This is a genomic window from Bacteroidota bacterium (genome assembly GCA_016722565.1).
Classification (GTDB): Bacteria; Bacteroidota; Bacteroidia; order 2-12-FULL-35-15; family 2-12-FULL-35-15; genus 2-12-FULL-35-15.
In genome coordinates this window covers 1024930-1041140 of the sequence record JADKIU010000002.1, presented here as the reverse complement: position 1 = coordinate 1041140, position 16211 = coordinate 1024930, and the positions used below count along the sequence as shown (strand labels likewise).

18 protein-coding genes and 2 pseudogenes are annotated in these 16211 nt (G+C 36.5%); 13 read left to right on the top strand and 7 right to left on the bottom strand.

The annotated features are described in order from the left end of the window. Window positions 1-18 precede the first annotated feature (18 nt). A complete protein-coding gene (locus IPP64_10105) occupies window positions 19-423 on the top strand; it encodes a hypothetical protein (GenBank protein MBL0329748.1) in 405 nt (134 codons plus the stop codon). Between the two features lie 50 nt (window positions 424-473). Here the strand turns inward: IPP64_10105 and lpdA are convergent, their stop codons facing one another. Then, window positions 474-1859 (bottom strand): dihydrolipoyl dehydrogenase, encoded by a 1386-nt coding sequence (lpdA, locus tag IPP64_10100; protein ID MBL0329747.1) that lies wholly within the window; start codon window positions 1857-1859, stop codon window positions 474-476. 171 nt (window positions 1860-2030) lie between these two features. Between lpdA and IPP64_10095 the strand changes: the two genes are divergently transcribed. The 6 genes from IPP64_10095 (at window position 2031) to IPP64_10070 (ending at window position 5930) form a co-directional block, all read left to right on the top strand. Next, window positions 2031-3095, top strand: coding sequence for a hypothetical protein (locus IPP64_10095; GenBank protein MBL0329746.1), 1065 nt, complete (start codon window positions 2031-2033; stop codon window positions 3093-3095). Further along, complete coding sequence (locus IPP64_10090; GenBank protein MBL0329745.1) at window positions 3023-3781, top strand: hypothetical protein; 759 nt, start codon at window positions 3023-3025, stop codon at window positions 3779-3781. Before IPP64_10095 ends, IPP64_10090 begins: the two co-directional genes overlap by 73 nt. Window positions 3782-3786: 5 nt before the next feature. Next, window positions 3787-4230 carry a hypothetical protein gene (locus tag IPP64_10085; GenBank protein ID MBL0329744.1) on the top strand — a complete coding sequence of 148 codons (444 nt, stop codon included), beginning with the start codon at window positions 3787-3789 and terminating at the stop codon, window positions 4228-4230. A 212-nt stretch (window positions 4231-4442) separates the two neighbouring features. Next, on the top strand, window positions 4443-4907 hold the full coding sequence (locus IPP64_10080) for a hypothetical protein (protein ID MBL0329743.1): 465 nt from the start codon (window positions 4443-4445) through the stop codon (window positions 4905-4907). 88 nt (window positions 4908-4995) lie between these two features. Further along, a complete protein-coding gene (locus tag IPP64_10075; protein ID MBL0329742.1) occupies window positions 4996-5466 on the top strand; it encodes a hypothetical protein in 471 nt (156 codons plus the stop codon). A 35-nt stretch (window positions 5467-5501) separates the two neighbouring features. Next, window positions 5502-5930, top strand: coding sequence for a hypothetical protein (locus IPP64_10070; protein MBL0329741.1), 429 nt, complete (start codon window positions 5502-5504; stop codon window positions 5928-5930). Between the two features lie 64 nt (window positions 5931-5994). Here IPP64_10070 and IPP64_10065 read toward each other — a convergent pair whose 3' ends face one another. From IPP64_10065 to IPP64_10050, 4 genes are all read right to left on the bottom strand, one after another. Then, window positions 5995-6372: a RidA family protein gene (locus tag IPP64_10065; GenBank protein ID MBL0329740.1), complete on the bottom strand. Its 378-nt coding sequence runs from the start codon at window positions 6370-6372 to the stop codon at window positions 5995-5997. 92 nt (window positions 6373-6464) lie between these two features. Next, the gene (locus tag IPP64_10060; GenBank protein ID MBL0329739.1) at window positions 6465-6854 is read right to left on the bottom strand and encodes a hypothetical protein; all 390 of its coding nucleotides are present in this window, start codon (window positions 6852-6854) and stop codon (window positions 6465-6467) included. Window positions 6855-6894: 40 nt separating this feature from the next. Then, window positions 6895-7302 carry a hypothetical protein gene (locus tag IPP64_10055; protein ID MBL0329738.1) on the bottom strand — a complete coding sequence of 136 codons (408 nt, stop codon included), beginning with the start codon at window positions 7300-7302 and terminating at the stop codon, window positions 6895-6897. 53 nt (window positions 7303-7355) lie between these two features. After that, on the bottom strand, window positions 7356-8948 hold the full coding sequence (locus IPP64_10050) for an LPS-assembly protein LptD (GenBank protein ID MBL0329737.1): 1593 nt from the start codon (window positions 8946-8948) through the stop codon (window positions 7356-7358). Window positions 8949-9116: 168 nt separating this feature from the next. Here IPP64_10050 and IPP64_10045 point away from each other — a divergent pair. From IPP64_10045 to IPP64_10020, 6 genes and pseudogenes are all read left to right on the top strand, one after another. Then, window positions 9117-10365: pseudogene (locus IPP64_10045) on the top strand (N-acetylmuramoyl-L-alanine amidase). Between the two features lie 45 nt (window positions 10366-10410). Beyond that, window positions 10411-11388 carry an MCE family protein gene (locus IPP64_10040; GenBank protein ID MBL0329736.1) on the top strand — a complete coding sequence of 326 codons (978 nt, stop codon included), beginning with the start codon at window positions 10411-10413 and terminating at the stop codon, window positions 11386-11388. A gap of 48 nt (window positions 11389-11436) precedes the next feature. Next, window positions 11437-12761 (top strand): annotated as a pseudogene (locus IPP64_10035) ((Fe-S)-binding protein). A 4-nt stretch (window positions 12762-12765) separates the two neighbouring features. After that, the gene (locus tag IPP64_10030; protein MBL0329735.1) at window positions 12766-13179 is read left to right on the top strand and encodes a phosphoheptose isomerase; all 414 of its coding nucleotides are present in this window, start codon (window positions 12766-12768) and stop codon (window positions 13177-13179) included. Between the two features lie 7 nt (window positions 13180-13186). Next, window positions 13187-13978, top strand: a complete 792-nt coding sequence (locus IPP64_10025) for a (Fe-S)-binding protein (GenBank protein ID MBL0329734.1) — start codon at window positions 13187-13189, stop codon at window positions 13976-13978. 2 nt (window positions 13979-13980) lie between these two features. Continuing rightward, complete coding sequence (locus IPP64_10020; GenBank protein MBL0329733.1) at window positions 13981-14463, top strand: ABC transporter ATPase; 483 nt, start codon at window positions 13981-13983, stop codon at window positions 14461-14463. Here IPP64_10020 and IPP64_10015 read toward each other — a convergent pair. Next, window positions 14460-14948: a hypothetical protein gene (locus IPP64_10015; protein MBL0329732.1), complete on the bottom strand. Its 489-nt coding sequence runs from the start codon at window positions 14946-14948 to the stop codon at window positions 14460-14462. The genes IPP64_10020 and IPP64_10015 overlap by 4 nt on opposite strands. A 1-nt stretch (window position 14949) precedes the next feature. Beyond that, entirely contained in the window at window positions 14950-16200 is a 1251-nt protein-coding gene (locus IPP64_10010) for a tetratricopeptide repeat protein (GenBank protein MBL0329731.1), read from the bottom strand. Window positions 16201-16211 lie beyond the last annotated feature (11 nt).

Below are 16211 nucleotides of genomic sequence, written 5' to 3'. Positions count from 1 at the left end.
TGATAGGTATTTCTACTAATGGCTGAATTTTCAACAAAAACAACAAAATGTGCATCTTTTACAATGATCGAAGATGGAATCATTCATATTACGTTGTTTGAAAATACAGAAATTGATCTTGTGGAATCAAAGAATATGCAGCAAATGTCGTGGTCGCTTACTCAAGGAAAGCCATTTGTTGCAATGATTGACGCACGTGTAAATATTGAAGTTTCAAAAGAAGCTCGCGAATGGGGCTCAACTCCTGAGGCGCAAAAAAATATGTTGGCACAAGCGGTGCTTGTCAATTCGATCGCGAACAAACTGGTAGGGAACTTCATCATAAAATTTCATAAACCGATTGCAAAAACGCGTTTGTTTTCGGATGCCCCTGCCGCATTGGAATGGTTGCGAGAGCAAAAAAGAATAGCAGATCTAAAATAAAAAAAGCCCGACATTTTGTCGAGCTTTTTATTTGATTTTTTATCGTGAACTTACATGTGAATCACTTCACCATAAGCAGCAGCAGCGGCTTCCATAATGGCTTCACTCATGGTTGGATGCGGGTGAACCGTTTTGATTAATTCATGACCGGTTGTTTCCAATTTACGGATTGCTACAATTTCAGCAATCATTTCGGTAACATTCGCACCAATCATATGCGCTCCTAATAATTCACCATATTTTGCATCAAAAATTAACTTCACAAATCCATCTTTTGCACCGGCAGCACTTGCTTTACCGCTAGCAGAAAATGGGAATTTACCAATCTTAATTTCTTTGCCTGCTTCTTTTGCTTTTGCTTCGGTCATACCTACTGATGCAATTTCTGGTTGGCAATAGGTACATCCCGGAATGTTATTATAATCTAATGGTTCTGGATGGTGTCCAGCAATTTTTTCTACACAAATAATTCCTTCTGCTGATGCAACATGTGCCAAGGCTTGTCCGCCAACACAATCACCAATGGCATAATATCCGGGGATGTTTGTTTGGTAAAACGGATTTGTTAAAATTTTTCCTTTGTCGGTTGCAATTCCAGTTTCTTCTAAACCTAAGTTTTCAATGTTTGCTTGAATTCCTACGGCAGATAAAACGATTTCTGCTTCAACAATTTTTTCGCCAGCTTTTGTTTTGATTTTTACTTTGCAATCTCCTCCTTTTGTATCCACACTTTCCACATTTGCTTCCGTCATCACATCAATCCCCATTTTTTTGAATGAACGCTCCAATTGTTTCGACACTTCTGCGTCTTCAACAGGAACAATGCTTGGCAGGAATTCTACCAAGGTAACTTTCGTTCCCATGGTCGCATAAAAGTATGCAAACTCACTTCCAATTGCACCTGAACCAACAACAACCATTGATTTTGGCATTTTCGGTAACGTTAATGCCTCACGGTATCCAATAATTTTTTTACCATCTTGCGGAAGGTTTGGCAATACGCGTGAACGTGCACCCGTTGCTATAATAATATGTTTTGCTTCATAAGTAGTCGTTTTACCATCGGCAGTTACATCTACTTTTTTACCTGCTTTGATTTTTCCAGTTCCGGTAATGACATCAATTTTATTCTTTTTCATCAAAAATTGAACACCTTTGCTCATTCCGTCAGCCACATCTCTACTGCGTTTTACAACCGCAGGGAAATCGGCTTCTCCGCCTTTTACAGTAATTCCGTAGTCTGAAGCATGATTTAAATATTCAAATACCTGTGCACTTTTTAATAAGGCTTTGGTTGGGATACATCCCCAATTTAAACAAATACCTCCTAGGTTTTCGCGTTCAATGATGGCTGTTTTTAAGCCTAATTGTGATGCTCTGATTGCAGCCACATAACCACCGGGACCGCTTCCTACTACTATTAAATCGTAACTCATAAGCTTTGAGATTATAAATTAGAATTATTGAATTTTTAAAGATACTTAAGATACGAAAGTAACAAAAAAACTGGTACAGATAACGAATCTTTACGAATTTACGAATCCTTCTATTTTATCGCTTGTAATTAGTAATTTCGTTTTAAATTCAGTCGATTTTTATCCGTAATTATGAAATATAGCGTATCCTACACCAAGCCACATCAACACTTTATTGATATTGAGTTCATCAGTGAAGTAAGTCAACCCGAAACACTTATTCAACTACCGGCATGGCGTCCAGGAAGATATGAATTAGGGAATTTTGCAAAAAATGTACAAAAGTGGGCTGCTTTTGATGAAAAAGGAAATTCATTAAACTTCCGAAAAATTACAAAAGATTGTTGGAAAGTAGATACCAAAGGCATATCCGAATTGCATGTGAAATACAATTATTATGCATTGGATTTAAATGCCGGATCTACCTTTTTGGATGCAACACAACTATACATGAATCCGGTAAATTGCTGTGTTTTTATTCCTGAAAAAACCAATGAAAAATGTTATTTGGAAATAAATCTTCCTGCCGATTACAAAGTAGCATGCGGGCTTTCATCATCTCCTTCAAATGATAAAGGAGTGAAATGCTTTGTTGCAAAAGATTATCATGAACTGGCCGATTCTCCGTTTATCGCTTCTCCATCTTTACAGCACAATCAGTTTGTATGTGCGGGGAAAGAATTTAATCTTTGGTTTCAGGGAGAATGCAAACCCGATTGGGCAAAGCTAAATACCGATTTTATTAAATTTTGCAATCATCAGTTGGAAATGATGAAGCAGGCTCCCTTTGATGCCTATCATTTTTTATTTCAGATAACACCTTATCGCACTTACCATGGAGTGGAACATACCACATCCACCGTTTTAGCACTCGGTCCGGGATACAATTTGATGAAAGGCGATTTGTATGAAGATGTATTGGGTGTTTGTTCTCATGAGTTATTCCATGCCTGGAACATTAAAACCATTCGCCCGATTGAGATGCAGCCCTATGACTACACAAAAGAAAATTATTCCAAATTGGGATATGTTTGTGAAGGCGTAACGACCTATTATGGTGATTATTTACTTTTCCGATCGGGGTATTTACCGAACAGCAATATTTTAAAACCTTTGATGAGCGTTTGCAAAAACATTTCGATAATTTCGGACGATTTAATTTGTCGGTTGCCGACTCCTCCTTTGATACATGGTTAGATGGATATGCTCCGGGAATTCCAAACCGTAAAACGAATATTTATGATGAAGGAAATTTATTGGCCTTTGTTACCGATATGTTTATTCGTAAAAATTCTCAAAACAAACATTCGTTGGATGATGTGATGCGCCATTTGAATGAACAGTTTGCTTTGAAAGGGAAAGGGTATTCGGATGTCGACTATAAAATGGCTGTAGAGCAGTTTGCTGGCCAGTCCTACGATGTAATTTATACTAATTATATCAATGGTAAAAACGATTATGAACCATTGCTAAAAGAGGCGATGAATTATATTGGTTGTGAATTACAACAAGAACCCAATTCGAAATTCAATGAACATGCTTTGGGAATAAAGGTAAATGAGGTAGCTGGTATTTGTAAAGTGACTGCAGTTTACATGGATTCGGTTGCTGATAAAGCTGGGATTGCACTCAATGATGATTTGATTTCAATTAACGATGTTCAGATAAAACCCGATGGAAGTGGAACCAACTTTACAGAGTGGTGCAATTACTTTGGTAATGCAACCGAAAAAATTGTTTTTGCAACGAATGGAATTGTAAAGACAGCTGAATTAGTTCCTCAACCGAAATCGTTTTACAAAACGATGAAGATGCGCAAAGCGAATGGCGTGAGTGAAGAGCAAAAAAAGAATTTTGAATTGTGGAGTGCCAATAAATATTAATCGATATGGACACTATGGAAGAGCAAACCCCTAATAATGAAGAAATAAAACGTCCCCGCTCGTTAACAATTTTATGTATCCTTACCTTTATTTTTACCGGTTTAGGAATCTTGTCGAGTATTATCACTCCTCTTACTGCGGAAACGATGAAAGAATTCATGCTGTCATCTCCGGGCTATGACGAAGAGGCAATGAGAGAAAGTTTACGTGTTATTGAAGCCGGTTGGGGGTATTATTTAACTACGTTGTTTTTTACGTTCGTTTCTTTAACCGGAGCAATACTTATGTGGAATTTAAAAAAGCTCGGTTTTCACTTTTATGCTTTTTCTAATTTGATGATTATGTTTGTTCCGAAGTTATTTTTGGACATCACCATCAGCTGGTATGCAATCTTTTTTTCACTTGCATTCATCAGTTTTTATGCATTCTATTTAAAATTTATGAAATAATGCAGCTTTTTTTCTCCTTGATTGATGTGTTAAATTAATTGTCAAATTGTTTGATAATCAGTTAGAAATGATGACTTTTTATGATTGTTGTCATGTATTAACTAATAACTTGTTAATAACATATTGAACCCGACTTTTGGATGAACGGCCTTTTTTTTTATTAGCTAAAGAATTTCAACTATAAACTAAATAAAAACTAAAAACAAAAAACTATGGAACAAACAAACAATGGCGGTGAAGCCGCAAAAAGACCAGTATTTTTAACAGTATTGTGTATCTTATCTTTTATCGCAGCGGGTTTCGCAATCCTTGGATACATTGCAGTTATTGGATTAATGGGTGCAGCTACCGCTGTTTCTTCTGGAATGGAAGGTATGTCATCTGAAATGTCATCTGAAATGAGTGAAGCAATGAATACAGCTATGGCAGCAACTCCTGGAGTTGGTTTAACTTGGGCTTATATTATTGTTGGTTTCTTAACTACAATTGTTGCTCTTTTCGGAGTTATCAAAATGTGGAAATTGCAAAAATCTGGCTTCATGTTATATACTGGAGCAACTGTAGTTTCTTTAATTATGGGAATCGTTTATTCAGGTTTCGCTGCATCTATCATGGGTATCGTTATTTCTGCGGCATTCATCGTAATGTATTTCTTGAATACAAAAGCAATGAAATAGTCAATACGACTTTTTAATAAAAACACTCCTCTAATCGGGAGTGTTTTTTATTTTACTACGTTTGTAACCAGTATCAAAAACAACTATTATGGAAGATATAAATAATGAGAATATGGTGCCCGCAAAGTTGCCTCAGTTTTTAAAAGTACTTTGTATTTTAACATTTATTGCTGTAGGATTGGGCCTTGTAAGTGGGTTGTATAGCCTAATAAAAGCACCTTATGCCTTGGAAGAATACGAAACGATGATGGAAATGTCGGGTGGGAATCTACCAACAGAAGGTTTTCTGGGTTCGCTTATGGAAATGGGGCATCAAAATGCATTGAATGCACTTCCACTTGCTTTAACTGCTATTGGTTCAAATCTATTCTGCCTTTTTGGTGCATTAATGATGTGGAAATTGCGTAAAGTTGGTTTTTATGCCTATGTATGTGGACAAATTTTGGGAATTGCAATCCCCGGAATATTAATGGGATTTAGTGGTTTTATGCTCTTGGGAGCCGCTATTCCAATTGCTTTTATCGTGATGTATGCCATCAATTTAAAACACATGTCGTAGTTCATTAAGTATTAATTTTTATAAATCAATTTATCATGGATGAAGCAGCAACAGTGAGCCTTATAATTCTTTTGGTTATTGTAGGAATTGCAATTGGATTAATCCCTCAAATTTTTTACTTGTTGACGTTGCAAAAAACGTTGAATGAAGTGAGTCCGCAAAATCAAAAATTACCTCCCGGTCAAGTTTGGTTGATATTAATACCGCTGTTTGGTTTGGTATGGTCGTTTATTGTTGTAAATCGAATTGCAGATTCTTTAAAAGCCGAATTTATTTCAAGAGGGATTCAACAAACGGAAGATCGTCCCGGTTATAGTATCGGACTTACCTATTGTATTCTTTATTGTTGCAGTATTATCCCTTTTCTTGGAGGATTGGCCGCTTTAGGTGGTTTGGTCTGCTGGATTATTTATTGGGTTAAAATTGCAGGCTATAAAACGCAATTGCAGCAAACGAAAATATAAAAAATAAAATAACCCTCTTTCCAAAACGCAAAGAGGGTTATTTATTTGTCAAATCTGTTTTCGATTACTTAATCGCTGTTACACTAATTTCTACATTTACATTCAACGGAAGTTTCGATACTTGCACCGTTTCTCTCGCAGGATAATCACCCTTGAAATAAGAACCGTATACTTCATTTACTGAAGCAAAATTGTTCATGTCCGTTAAAAAGATGGTCGTTTTCACAATATTGGTAAAATCCATTCCGGCATCGGTTAAAATGCCTTTTACGTTTTCCATTACTTGTGTGGTTTCTGTTTTAATATCCGCAAGCATCAACTCTCCAGTTACTGGATGTTTTCCTACTTGTCCGCTCACGAATAACATATTGCCGAATTGTACCGCATGACTATATGGCCCAATTGGTGCCGGTGCATTTTTTGATGTAATAATTTTTTTCATGGTATTATTATTTTTAAGAATCTATAAATTTACTCCTTAATTCCATAGTCACCTAGTCACCTAGTCACCTAGTCACTTAGTCACCTAGTTACTTATTGATAATCCTGCCAGCCTCTTCTTCTACTTAATTTCAAATCTCTCAACACAGAAGATTTGACATTGATATCGATGGAAAAACTTTGACGGAAACCGAAAGGTACCCAATTAAAACGCATTTCCCAGCAATGTAAATCTCGGTAAACATTTACGGAGGTTAACGTCATTTTTCTTTGTGTAAAATCATAACCGGAGGATAAACTGATTTTCCATTTTTTTGTTAAACTTAAATCACCGTTAAAAGTCACCGATTGTGAAACCGTTTCAGTAATGCCGGGTTTGCTATAATTGATATTGTAATACACATTCAAATTCCATGGTACATTAAAGTCGACATAGGCATCGCGGTGCGCATTAATAAAATCTAATTCGTCTTGTGTTCCCACTGTGCTGGTTTTGGGTTTGTTTGCATCACCATCTTTGCTTCTAAAATTTGCTCAAAGAAACGTTGGAATTGGTAATTCTACCGATTTTCATTGTTCTTGTATTCAAACTTTCAATTCTGTTTCCTATTGAATCAATCTGATACGGATCAATTAATGCTGTTGCGTTTATGTCCAAACGATTAAACAACCGTGTACGCCCATTGATATTGATGGATGACCAATTGAAATTTTCTGCAGCTAAGTTGTACGACATGCCAATGTTGAAACTTTCCAATAGACTTATTTTTTTATCTACGTTCCCCGAATCCGTATGCTGTCGGATTTTGGCTTCAATGGAATTGTTTAAATTAAATCCGATTAATCCTGATTTTCCAGCTTGTGGTGAACCATAAATTCCATTTTGAAAAATAGAATATTTCTGCTCTGTTCCTAATGCATCTGTTTGCACACTTTTATAATAGCCGTATCCGCTTTCACTAAAGTCGGGGCGATAACTTGCACTTAATGTGGGGTAGCAACGTGTCGTATTTGTTTTAGGCGTTTGGTTCTGAAAAAGTAATCGCCATACAAACGAGTACTTAATCCGGTGGATACACTAAAATCATTTGCCATTTTTGCTCCAACAATTGTATCTGTAAAAACATAATTAATATTCGGGTCGTATCTTTTTTGAATGGTTTCAAAATAAATATTGCTAGCGGTATTAATGGTGGGTGTTAATGTGAAATACTTCAACACATTAAAAGAGGTGCTGATGGGCATTGTAAATCGAACACCGTTTTTCATTTGTCGCAAGGTACGGTCAGTAAACAACAACGTATCATAGGTATTGATATCGTTTCTGGCATTGGCGGTTGCACTCAAACCAATTTTATCATACCATTTTGTACCTACACTATTTTTGCCTTTGAAGGGATAAATACGATTCATATTTAAAGCCAATTCGGGTAAGCTGACATCAACCTTTTTTGTAATGGTATTTTGACTGTGTCGTGCATTCGCTGAAAAATTAAAGGGTGTTCCGGAAAAGGATTTGGAATACGAAATATTCGATTGAAAAGTATTGGATAAATAATCGCCTGTTACATTTCCGTTGTATTTGTTATAGGAACTACTTCCTGCATTTACATTGGCGGAAAAACGACTGTTCGGTCTTGATTTTGGATCTTGCTGATGATTCCATCGTACAAAAAAGTCGTTGCGAGTGATGGAATTTGGTAATTCTTTGTCGCCCTCAATGATGCGAGAATAATTGATACTTAATCCTCCATTATAGCGATAGCGCTTTTTATAACTGCTTGCTGCTTTTGCTCCGAAACCACCATTGGAATAAACATCGCCTCTCAGCGCCAAATCAACATATTCGTTCATTCCAAAGTAAAATCCTCCGTCTTTCAAAAAGAATCCGAAGTTGAGTGATTCACCATAGGTAGGCATTAATATACCGGAGGCTCTGCCTTTTTTGTTTGGGAAGTATCCAAAAGGAATAGCCAAAGGGGTAGGGATGTCTGCTAAATAAAGTACAGCCGGACCTGTTACAATTTTATCATCCGGAATTACTTTTATTTTTTTAGCTCCGATATAAAAATGGGGATGCTCCAAATCGCAGGTAGTATATTTTCCGTGCCCTACATAATACACATTGTTGGTGTCTTTCTTTATATCTCGTCCATGGATGTAACCTTCGCCTTGCTGGGTAATCACATCTACAATCTTTCCTTTCTTCGTATTAAAGTTATAGGTGATTTTTCCGGCTGTAAATTTATCAGCTCCCTGTTCAAATACCGGCTTCTGAATGTCTTTGCCAGCGCTATCTTTCATCGTGGTGGCATATACAACATTGTTTTTGAAATCAATCTCAATATAACCCGCTTTTAGATTCAATCCATCATAAATTACTAACGCATTATTATAAAGGTATGCTTTTTGATTAGCTCGGTCGATGAGCATAGAATCGGTAGCGCTGTAGATTACTTTTTCCTCAAGAAAGGGTTTGCCCTCCTTTTTTTGCGGAACAGTATCGATTGTTTTTACAATGGTATCAACAGGCAAAGCATTCATTACAAATGCCGAGCTCGTTGCAGTTATTAACAAACTAACGAGGATAAAAAATGATTTTAGCGAAGCAATACGCAATTTTAACTAGTAATTTTGGTTTTAGTACAATTGATCAGGTTCAAAACTAAGTAAAAAAACAAACAATTGGCAAAGGACAATAGCCGTTTGCCAACATTAAATTGTTGCTAATTACACAAAAAAACATTGAAAAAATTACTTTCTATATCGTTTCTGTTTTTCGCCTGTTTTTTGGTGAGCTCGTTCTCTTCAAAATTCAAGCCAATATTTGCGGTTAAAACCATTGTTATCGATGCAGGGCATGGCGGAAAAGATCCAGGGTGCCATGGTGTTAAATACAAGGAGAAGGATATCGCATTGGCTGTCGCTCTTAAATTCGGTAAATACATCGAAGAAAACATGAAAGATGTAAAGGTCGTTTATACCCGTAAAACAGATATTTTCCCTTCCCTTCAAGAAAGAGCAAATATTGCTAATCGTGCGAAAGCCGACTTATTCATCAGTATCCACTGCAATTCTGCTTGTTATAGAGATAAAAAGTTAAAAAAAGACATTTGCAACAACGATGCGCACGGTGCGGAAACCTACGTAATGGGTATTAAAAATGAAAAAGGGAAGATGGATGTCGCAACGCGAAAATGCGGCCATTTTATTAGAGGACGATTATGTGAAAACTTACGAAGGATTTGACCCTAATTCAGATGAATCCTACATTATTATGAGTATGTTCAATGATAGTTATGTGGATCAGAGTTTAAATTTTGCATCCAAAGTGCAAAAACAATATGGCCAAAAAGTGGGTCGTAAAGACAAAGGCGTTAAACGTGCAAGTCTACTCGTACTTTGGAAATCCTACATGCCAAGTGTATTAACAGAGATTGGTTTTTTGACCAACCCTTCTGAAGAGCAATTTTTGGGCTCGGCAAAAGGTCAAGACTACCTCGCATCCGGTTTATTTAGAGCTTTTAGAGAATATAAAGATGAAATAGAAGGGGTTACTAGGAAATACGATGACTCCTTCGAGAAGCAAGAGGCATATAAAATGACGAAAGAGGACTCTTTGGAATTGAAAGAAATTAGTAGAAATCTTTCGCCAATTGTGAAGGAGGAGAAGGATTCGGTGAAAGCAGATGGCAAAGAAGAGGATGTTGTTAAAAAAGATACTCCGGAAGTGCCAAAAAACACATCTGATTCACCAATTGTCTATAAAGTGCAGATAACATCATCCGATAAGCCGATTCCCTTAAATTCTGAAAAATTTGCCGGAGTGGAAAAGCCTGGAGAATATATCGATAGAGGGATTTATAAATATACTTCAGGTGAATGTAAAAGCCAAGCTGATGCAGCTAAACTACAGGCTTTATTGCGAAAAAATGGGTTCAAAGATGCATTTGTAATAGCAATGCAAGATGGGAAAAGAATTCCGCTTAAATAATCGCAATATTTCATTAAATTTGCACAACAACGTTAACGTCTTAAAGTGAAACTATCAAAAGAAGTAAAAGTCGGAATTGTCACCACCTTAGCCATTGGATGTTTTATTTATGGCTTTAATTTTCTAAAAGGAAGGGATTTGTTTTCTTCTCAGCGCAAATTCTATGCAGTCTACAATAATATTGATGGATTGGTAGAGGCAAATCCTTTAATGATTAATGGATTTAAAGTTGGGATTGTAGGGAAAATTGTTTTGGCGAATGATACTTCTACAAGCGTAATTGTTACCCTGTTGCTTGATAATGATGTAAAAGTTCCTCGTAATTCTGTTGCAAAGGTGGTTAGCTCCGACATCTTAGGTTCCAAAGCGGTTCAATTAATACTTGGCAAGGGAATCACTTATGCCGAAAGTGGTGATACATTGGTTTCCGCTCAGGAAGACGATTTAAAAACCGCAGTAAATAAAACCATTGCTCCATTGCAAGAAAAAGCAGTAGGTTTAATTTCTTCTATTGATTCGGTAATGGTGGTTGTACAACAAGTTTTTAATGAAAGTGCACGTCAAAATCTTGCGAAAAGTTTTGAGAGCATTAAGTTGGCCATTACTTCCTTGGAAACAACTTCATACCGATTAGATACAATGGTGCAAAGTGAGAAAAGCAAAATCTCAAGCATTCTGTCGAAAGTAAATACATTGGCTACTACACTTGCAAACAATAGTGATAAGTTAGGAAATGTGATTAATAATTTTTCAAACATAAGCGATTCCATTGCGAAATCAAATTTGACTTCTGCTATCAATAATGCGGATGTAGCTTTGGGACAAGCCTCTCAGATTATGACGAAAATAAACAGTGGGCAAGGGACAATGGGGATGTTAATCAACAATGATAGCTTGTATCGCAAATTGGATAAATCATCTGAAGATTTAGATAAATTGTTAAAAGATTTAAGAATCAATCCTGAACGTTATGTTCGTATTTCTGTATTTGGTCGGAAGGATAGGAATAAACCTAAAGATTAGGTAATGTCTTGTCTTTTACTTGATACTCACTACATGATACTTTTTATTATGATCTCAAGCATTATTTTCATTTTATTATTCCTAGGCGGTGCGATTTTTTTCACCTTGAATGCACGCAAAGTCAGACGAAATATTTTATTAGGAAAAGACATTAATCGAAAAGATAAATTTTCGGAGCGTGTAAAAATTATGAGTTTGGTGGCACTCGGACAAAAGAAAATGTTTGAGCGACCGATACCGGCAATTCTCCATTTATTCCTTTATGCCGCATTTGTTATTACCCAAATCGAATTAATTGAAATTATCCTAGATGGCGCATTAGGTCATCATCGCTTGTTTCGTTCATCATTAGGTGGTTTTACACGTTTATGGTGAGTTTTATTGAGATACTATCTGTTCTTGCTTTTATAGGGACGATCGCATTTTTATCCAGAAGAAATTTATTAAAAGTACCTCGCTTAGTAAAAAACGAATTGAATGGTTGGCCCAAACTGGATGCGAATTTAATTTTGATTAGTGAGCTCACTTTAATCTGTTTCATTTTTATGATGAATGGGGCAGATGAGGTGTTGTATTCACAAGGATTATCGCATGCTGAAAATTTAGCTGACGGTTCGTTGGGATTTTCAATTAGCAGTCATCTTGGACCAATGCTTTTTGGTGGAATGTCCCCAGAGGCATTACATACGATTGAACGAATAGGTTGGTGGGGACATATTGTAATGGTTTTAGGATTTTTAAATTACTTACCTTATTCGAAACACTTTCATATTCTTTTAGCATTTCCAAATGTGTTCTATTCGAACTTAGAACCTAAAGGAAAATTTACCAATATGGAATCGGTGACCAATGAGGTGAAAGCCATTTTTGATCCTTCATTTGTTCCACCCGTTGTGGATCCGAATACACCGATGCGATTTGGTGCAAAAGAAGTAACGGATTTGACCTGGAAACAATTGCTGGATGCGTATACCTGTACAGAGTGTGGAAGATGTACTTCTTCTTGTCCAGCAAACATTACCGGTGAATTATTGTCTCCCCGTAAAATTATGATGAGCACTCGTGATCGCTTGGAAGAAGTTGGGAAAAATATGGATGCCAATAAAGGGGAGTTTAAAGATGACGGAAAATCATTGTTAGGAGATTACATTACTCCTGAGGAGTTGTGGGCATGCACTTCGTGCAATGCTTGTGTTCAGGAATGTCCTGTAAATATTGATCCACTGAGCATTATTATGGATATGAGACGATTTATGGTGATGGAACAAAGTTCGGCACCAACCGAGTTAAATGGAATGTTTACAAACATAGAGAATAATGGTGCGCCATGGCAATTCAGTCAGGCTGATCGATTAAACTGGAAGAACGAATAACAATATGAAATTAATTGAAAAAGAAGAAAACGGACAATTGATTAGTCCGGTTTTGCCATCCAACGTAAAAAATTATTTAATTGATATTGACGGAACGGTGTGTGATGATATTCCGAATGAACAACCGGAACGAATGGCAACTGCTGCGCTCTATCCTGAAGCATTGGTTACGTTAAATAAATGGTTTGATGAAGGACATATCATTACTTTTTTTACTTCGCGAACAGAAGCACATCGTGAAGTAACGGAACAATGGTTAAAAGAGAATGGTTTTAAATATCATGGATTGTTGATGGGAAAACCGAGAGGTGGAAATTATCATTGGATCGATAATCACATGGTGAGAGCAACTCGATATGAAGGGCGATTTACAGATTTAATACAAAAGGAAGTTACTATAGAAGTTTTTGAAAAATAATTTTAGCATGAGCGAGCAATTGAGTGTACCAACAATGGCCGATTATTTGGCAAAAGGAGAATCTCCTGAAATTTTATTTTGGGTAGGTTGTGCCGGTAGTTTTGACGACCGAGCAAAAAAAATCACCAAAGCAATTGTTAAGATATTAAACCATGCGAATGTAAAATTTGCAGTTTTGGGTACAGAAGAAAGTTGTACTGGAGATCCTGCAAAACGTGCTGGCAATGAATTTTTGTTTCAAATGCAAGCCATGAACAACATTACGGTGTTGAATGGGTATGAAGTGAAAAAGATTGTTACTGGTTGTCCTCATTGCTTTAATACGTTGAAAAATGAATATCCAGCCTTGGGAGGAAGTTATGAGGTTATTCATCATACACAATTGTTGCAAGACTTATTAAACAGCGGAAGAATAAAAATTGAAGGCGGAAGTTTTAAAGGAAAAAAAATCACATTCCACGATCCTTGTTACTTAGGTCGCGCGAACGATGTTTATGAAGCACCGCGTTCGGTAATGATAAATTTGGATGCAGAGTTGTTGGAGATGAAACGTTCTAAAGCCAATGGCTTATGTTGCGGAGCAGGCGGGGCACAAATGTTTAAAGAAGCGGAAAAAGGAAACAAAGAAGTGAATATTGAACGCAGTGAAGAAGCGTTGGCACTCAACCCTGATGTAATTGCTGTAGGTTGTCCGTTTTGCAATACAATGATGACGGATGGTGTGAAGCACTTTAATAAAGAAAATACAGTTAAAGTATTAGATGTTGCGGAGTTAATCGCTCAGGCAAAAGACTTATAAGAATGACGAGCCACAAACATATGCCAGCCGATGCCCGTTTATGGGTGTATCAAAGCAATCGTATTTTATCGGATGCTGAGGTGAAGGCGATTGAAGAAGAAGGATTAAAATTTATTTCAGATTGGGCCGCACATGGCGCCAGCTTAAAGGCCAGTTTTGATGTGTTACATCATTTATTTGTTGTAATAGCTGTAGATGAAAAACAAGCGTTGGCAAGCGGTTGTAGTATTGATAAATCCGTACACTTTATCAAAGAATTGGAACAGAAATTAAATTTAAACCTCTTTGATCGTATGCAAGTGGCATATCGAACTTCCAATGAAATTAATGTATGCAAGCTGTCGGAATTTGAAAAACTGGCAGCCCAAGGTTTAGTAAACGAATCAACGATTGTTTTCAATAATATGGTTACTTCTAAAGCTGCATTCGATTCAGAATGGGAAGTGCCATTAAAGCAGAGCTGGCAAAACAGAGTTTTGGCTTAGTCTTTAGAATTAGAAGCATCTTCCATTTTTTTCCACCCATCGCTATTTGCATAGGCGTTTAATGAGTTTTCCAGGTCGGTTAGTGCTTTCGGAGCACCGCTTCTTTCTTTAATTTTTTTTGTTTTCCCATTGTTGGTATAAGTGATGTATTTAATTGGGAAATCGGTAATGTTGCCTAAATATTCATCATTTAGGGTGAAAAATTGCGCATCTTCAAAAGCTTTTACAAATGCATCTAGTTCAGCGTTTGAGATTGCTTTTGAATACGTTCCAATTTTTTCGGTGTGTTCTTGCCCAACAAATGTTGCTGTTTTTGTTTCACCGTTTATCGTGAGGGTATAAATCGGACAGCGCCCGAAGCAAGGAGTTGTTTTGTAGATAATCGTTACTTTACTATTATCTTTTTCCGGTGTTTGAGCCGTTTTTTTTGTGCTGTTGCATGGTGCAATTACCAGTAAAAAAAAGGAGTACAATAATACTTTCATCTTATTTTGCAATTATGTATTTGTTATAATAGGCAATAATTTTATCCTTATTTTTTGCCGCAAAATCTTTGTACTGTTCGTAAAAGTCGATGTGATAGCAAGTAACTAATACATAACAATCAAGATAGCCGTCTTTTTGCATTCGTTTCGCTTCCTCTAAAGAGCTGTCATTGCTATTTTTTAACATTTCTTCCCAGCTGAATACTTCCAAGTATTTTGTTTTTGTGAGTGTAGAGTTATTAATAAATCCATTTGCATCACAATCTTTGCTTATTTTGTTAAGTGCATTTTCATAATGTGTCCACGGCTCTTTGGTGGCTTGTTTTTTGTCATCCACATACTCATTAAAATCGGTGTTTGTGGTGTCTTTTATTTTGTTGGGGAAGCAACCTCTGGGAGTCCATTTGATGTCAATCTTTTTGTTGTTTAAGTAAGCTGCATCATCCAGTTTTTCAAACATGTTTAAGTCGGGATAAACAGCAGTTACTAAGATGGCTTCATCTAAGCAGTTTGGGTACAAACCTTCTTTGGCATATGCATCCACCAAATATTTTCTGGGTTCCAATTGATTCGGAAACTTTTGAGAAGCTTCTTTAAAATATTTAATTGCTTCTACATAATTCCCCATAAAATAATAGCAATCACCTAAGTATAAGCTAGCTTTGTAAAAATTAGGTTGTTCTTCAATCGCTCTTTTATAGGCTTTTGCAGCCTTTTCATAGTTTTTTTTGCCAAACTCTTCTTCCGCATCATTGAAATACTTAATCGCTTTTTTGCTAACAACCGAATCAATTTCTTCATCCACAAAATAATTCCTTAAAATGATACTGCATCCCGTGGCATCGGTGGAAGTAAGTAGTGCTTTTTTCATCGTATAGATGTATTTGTTAAAAGCTCTTTTGGAAGGCTTGATTTTATTCATTAGTTCCATTACTGAGTTCGCCAACGAGTCATCTTTGATTTCATTACCATCTTTATCTTTGGTGGTAATGGTCATGTTATTAAACAAATTGTCAGTTGCTTTAGCATCCTTGTAGGACTTGTATCTGAGTTTAGATAATAAATCCCAGCCATCTCCGAATCCCGGATTCTCATCTAAGACCTTAACCAAATAAGTTTCTGCATCTTCGTATTTTTCTTTTTTGATGAGGTCTTTCACTTTGTCGAGTTTTTTGTCCAGCGGATTTGATTGTGCTGTCGCAAAAGTGAAAGAAAGCACTAAAATGCTTAGTAAAAGGAGTGTTTTTTTCATGTTTCGGTAGT

Bases quoted from the DNA above. Each gene is read 5' to 3' on its own strand.
- IPP64_10075 (MBL0329742.1), top strand. From the start codon at position 4,996: ATGGAAGATATAAATAATGAGAATATGGTGCCCGCAAAGTTGCCTCAG.
- IPP64_10080 (MBL0329743.1), top strand. From the start codon at position 4,443: ATGGAACAAACAAACAATGGCGGTGAAGCCGCAAAAAGACCAGTATTT.
- IPP64_10095 (MBL0329746.1), top strand. From the start codon at position 2,031: ATGAAATATAGCGTATCCTACACCAAGCCACATCAACACTTTATTGAT.
- IPP64_10025 (MBL0329734.1), top strand. From the start codon at position 13,187: ATGAGCGAGCAATTGAGTGTACCAACAATGGCCGATTATTTGGCAAAA.
- IPP64_10105 (MBL0329748.1), top strand. From the start codon at position 19: ATGGCTGAATTTTCAACAAAAACAACAAAATGTGCATCTTTTACAATG.
- IPP64_10015 (MBL0329732.1), bottom strand. From the start codon at position 14,948: ATGAAAGTATTATTGTACTCCTTTTTTTTACTGGTAATTGCACCATGC.
- IPP64_10065 (MBL0329740.1), bottom strand. From the start codon at position 6,372: ATGAAAAAAATTATTACATCAAAAAATGCACCGGCACCAATTGGGCCA.
- IPP64_10030 (MBL0329735.1), top strand. From the start codon at position 12,766: ATGAAATTAATTGAAAAAGAAGAAAACGGACAATTGATTAGTCCGGTT.
- IPP64_10010 (MBL0329731.1), bottom strand. From the start codon at position 16,200: ATGAAAAAAACACTCCTTTTACTAAGCATTTTAGTGCTTTCTTTCACT.
- IPP64_10085 (MBL0329744.1), top strand. From the start codon at position 3,787: ATGGACACTATGGAAGAGCAAACCCCTAATAATGAAGAAATAAAACGT.
- lpdA (MBL0329747.1), bottom strand. From the start codon at position 1,859: ATGAGTTACGATTTAATAGTAGTAGGAAGCGGTCCCGGTGGTTATGTG.
- IPP64_10020 (MBL0329733.1), top strand. From the start codon at position 13,981: ATGACGAGCCACAAACATATGCCAGCCGATGCCCGTTTATGGGTGTAT.
- IPP64_10070 (MBL0329741.1), top strand. From the start codon at position 5,502: ATGGATGAAGCAGCAACAGTGAGCCTTATAATTCTTTTGGTTATTGTA.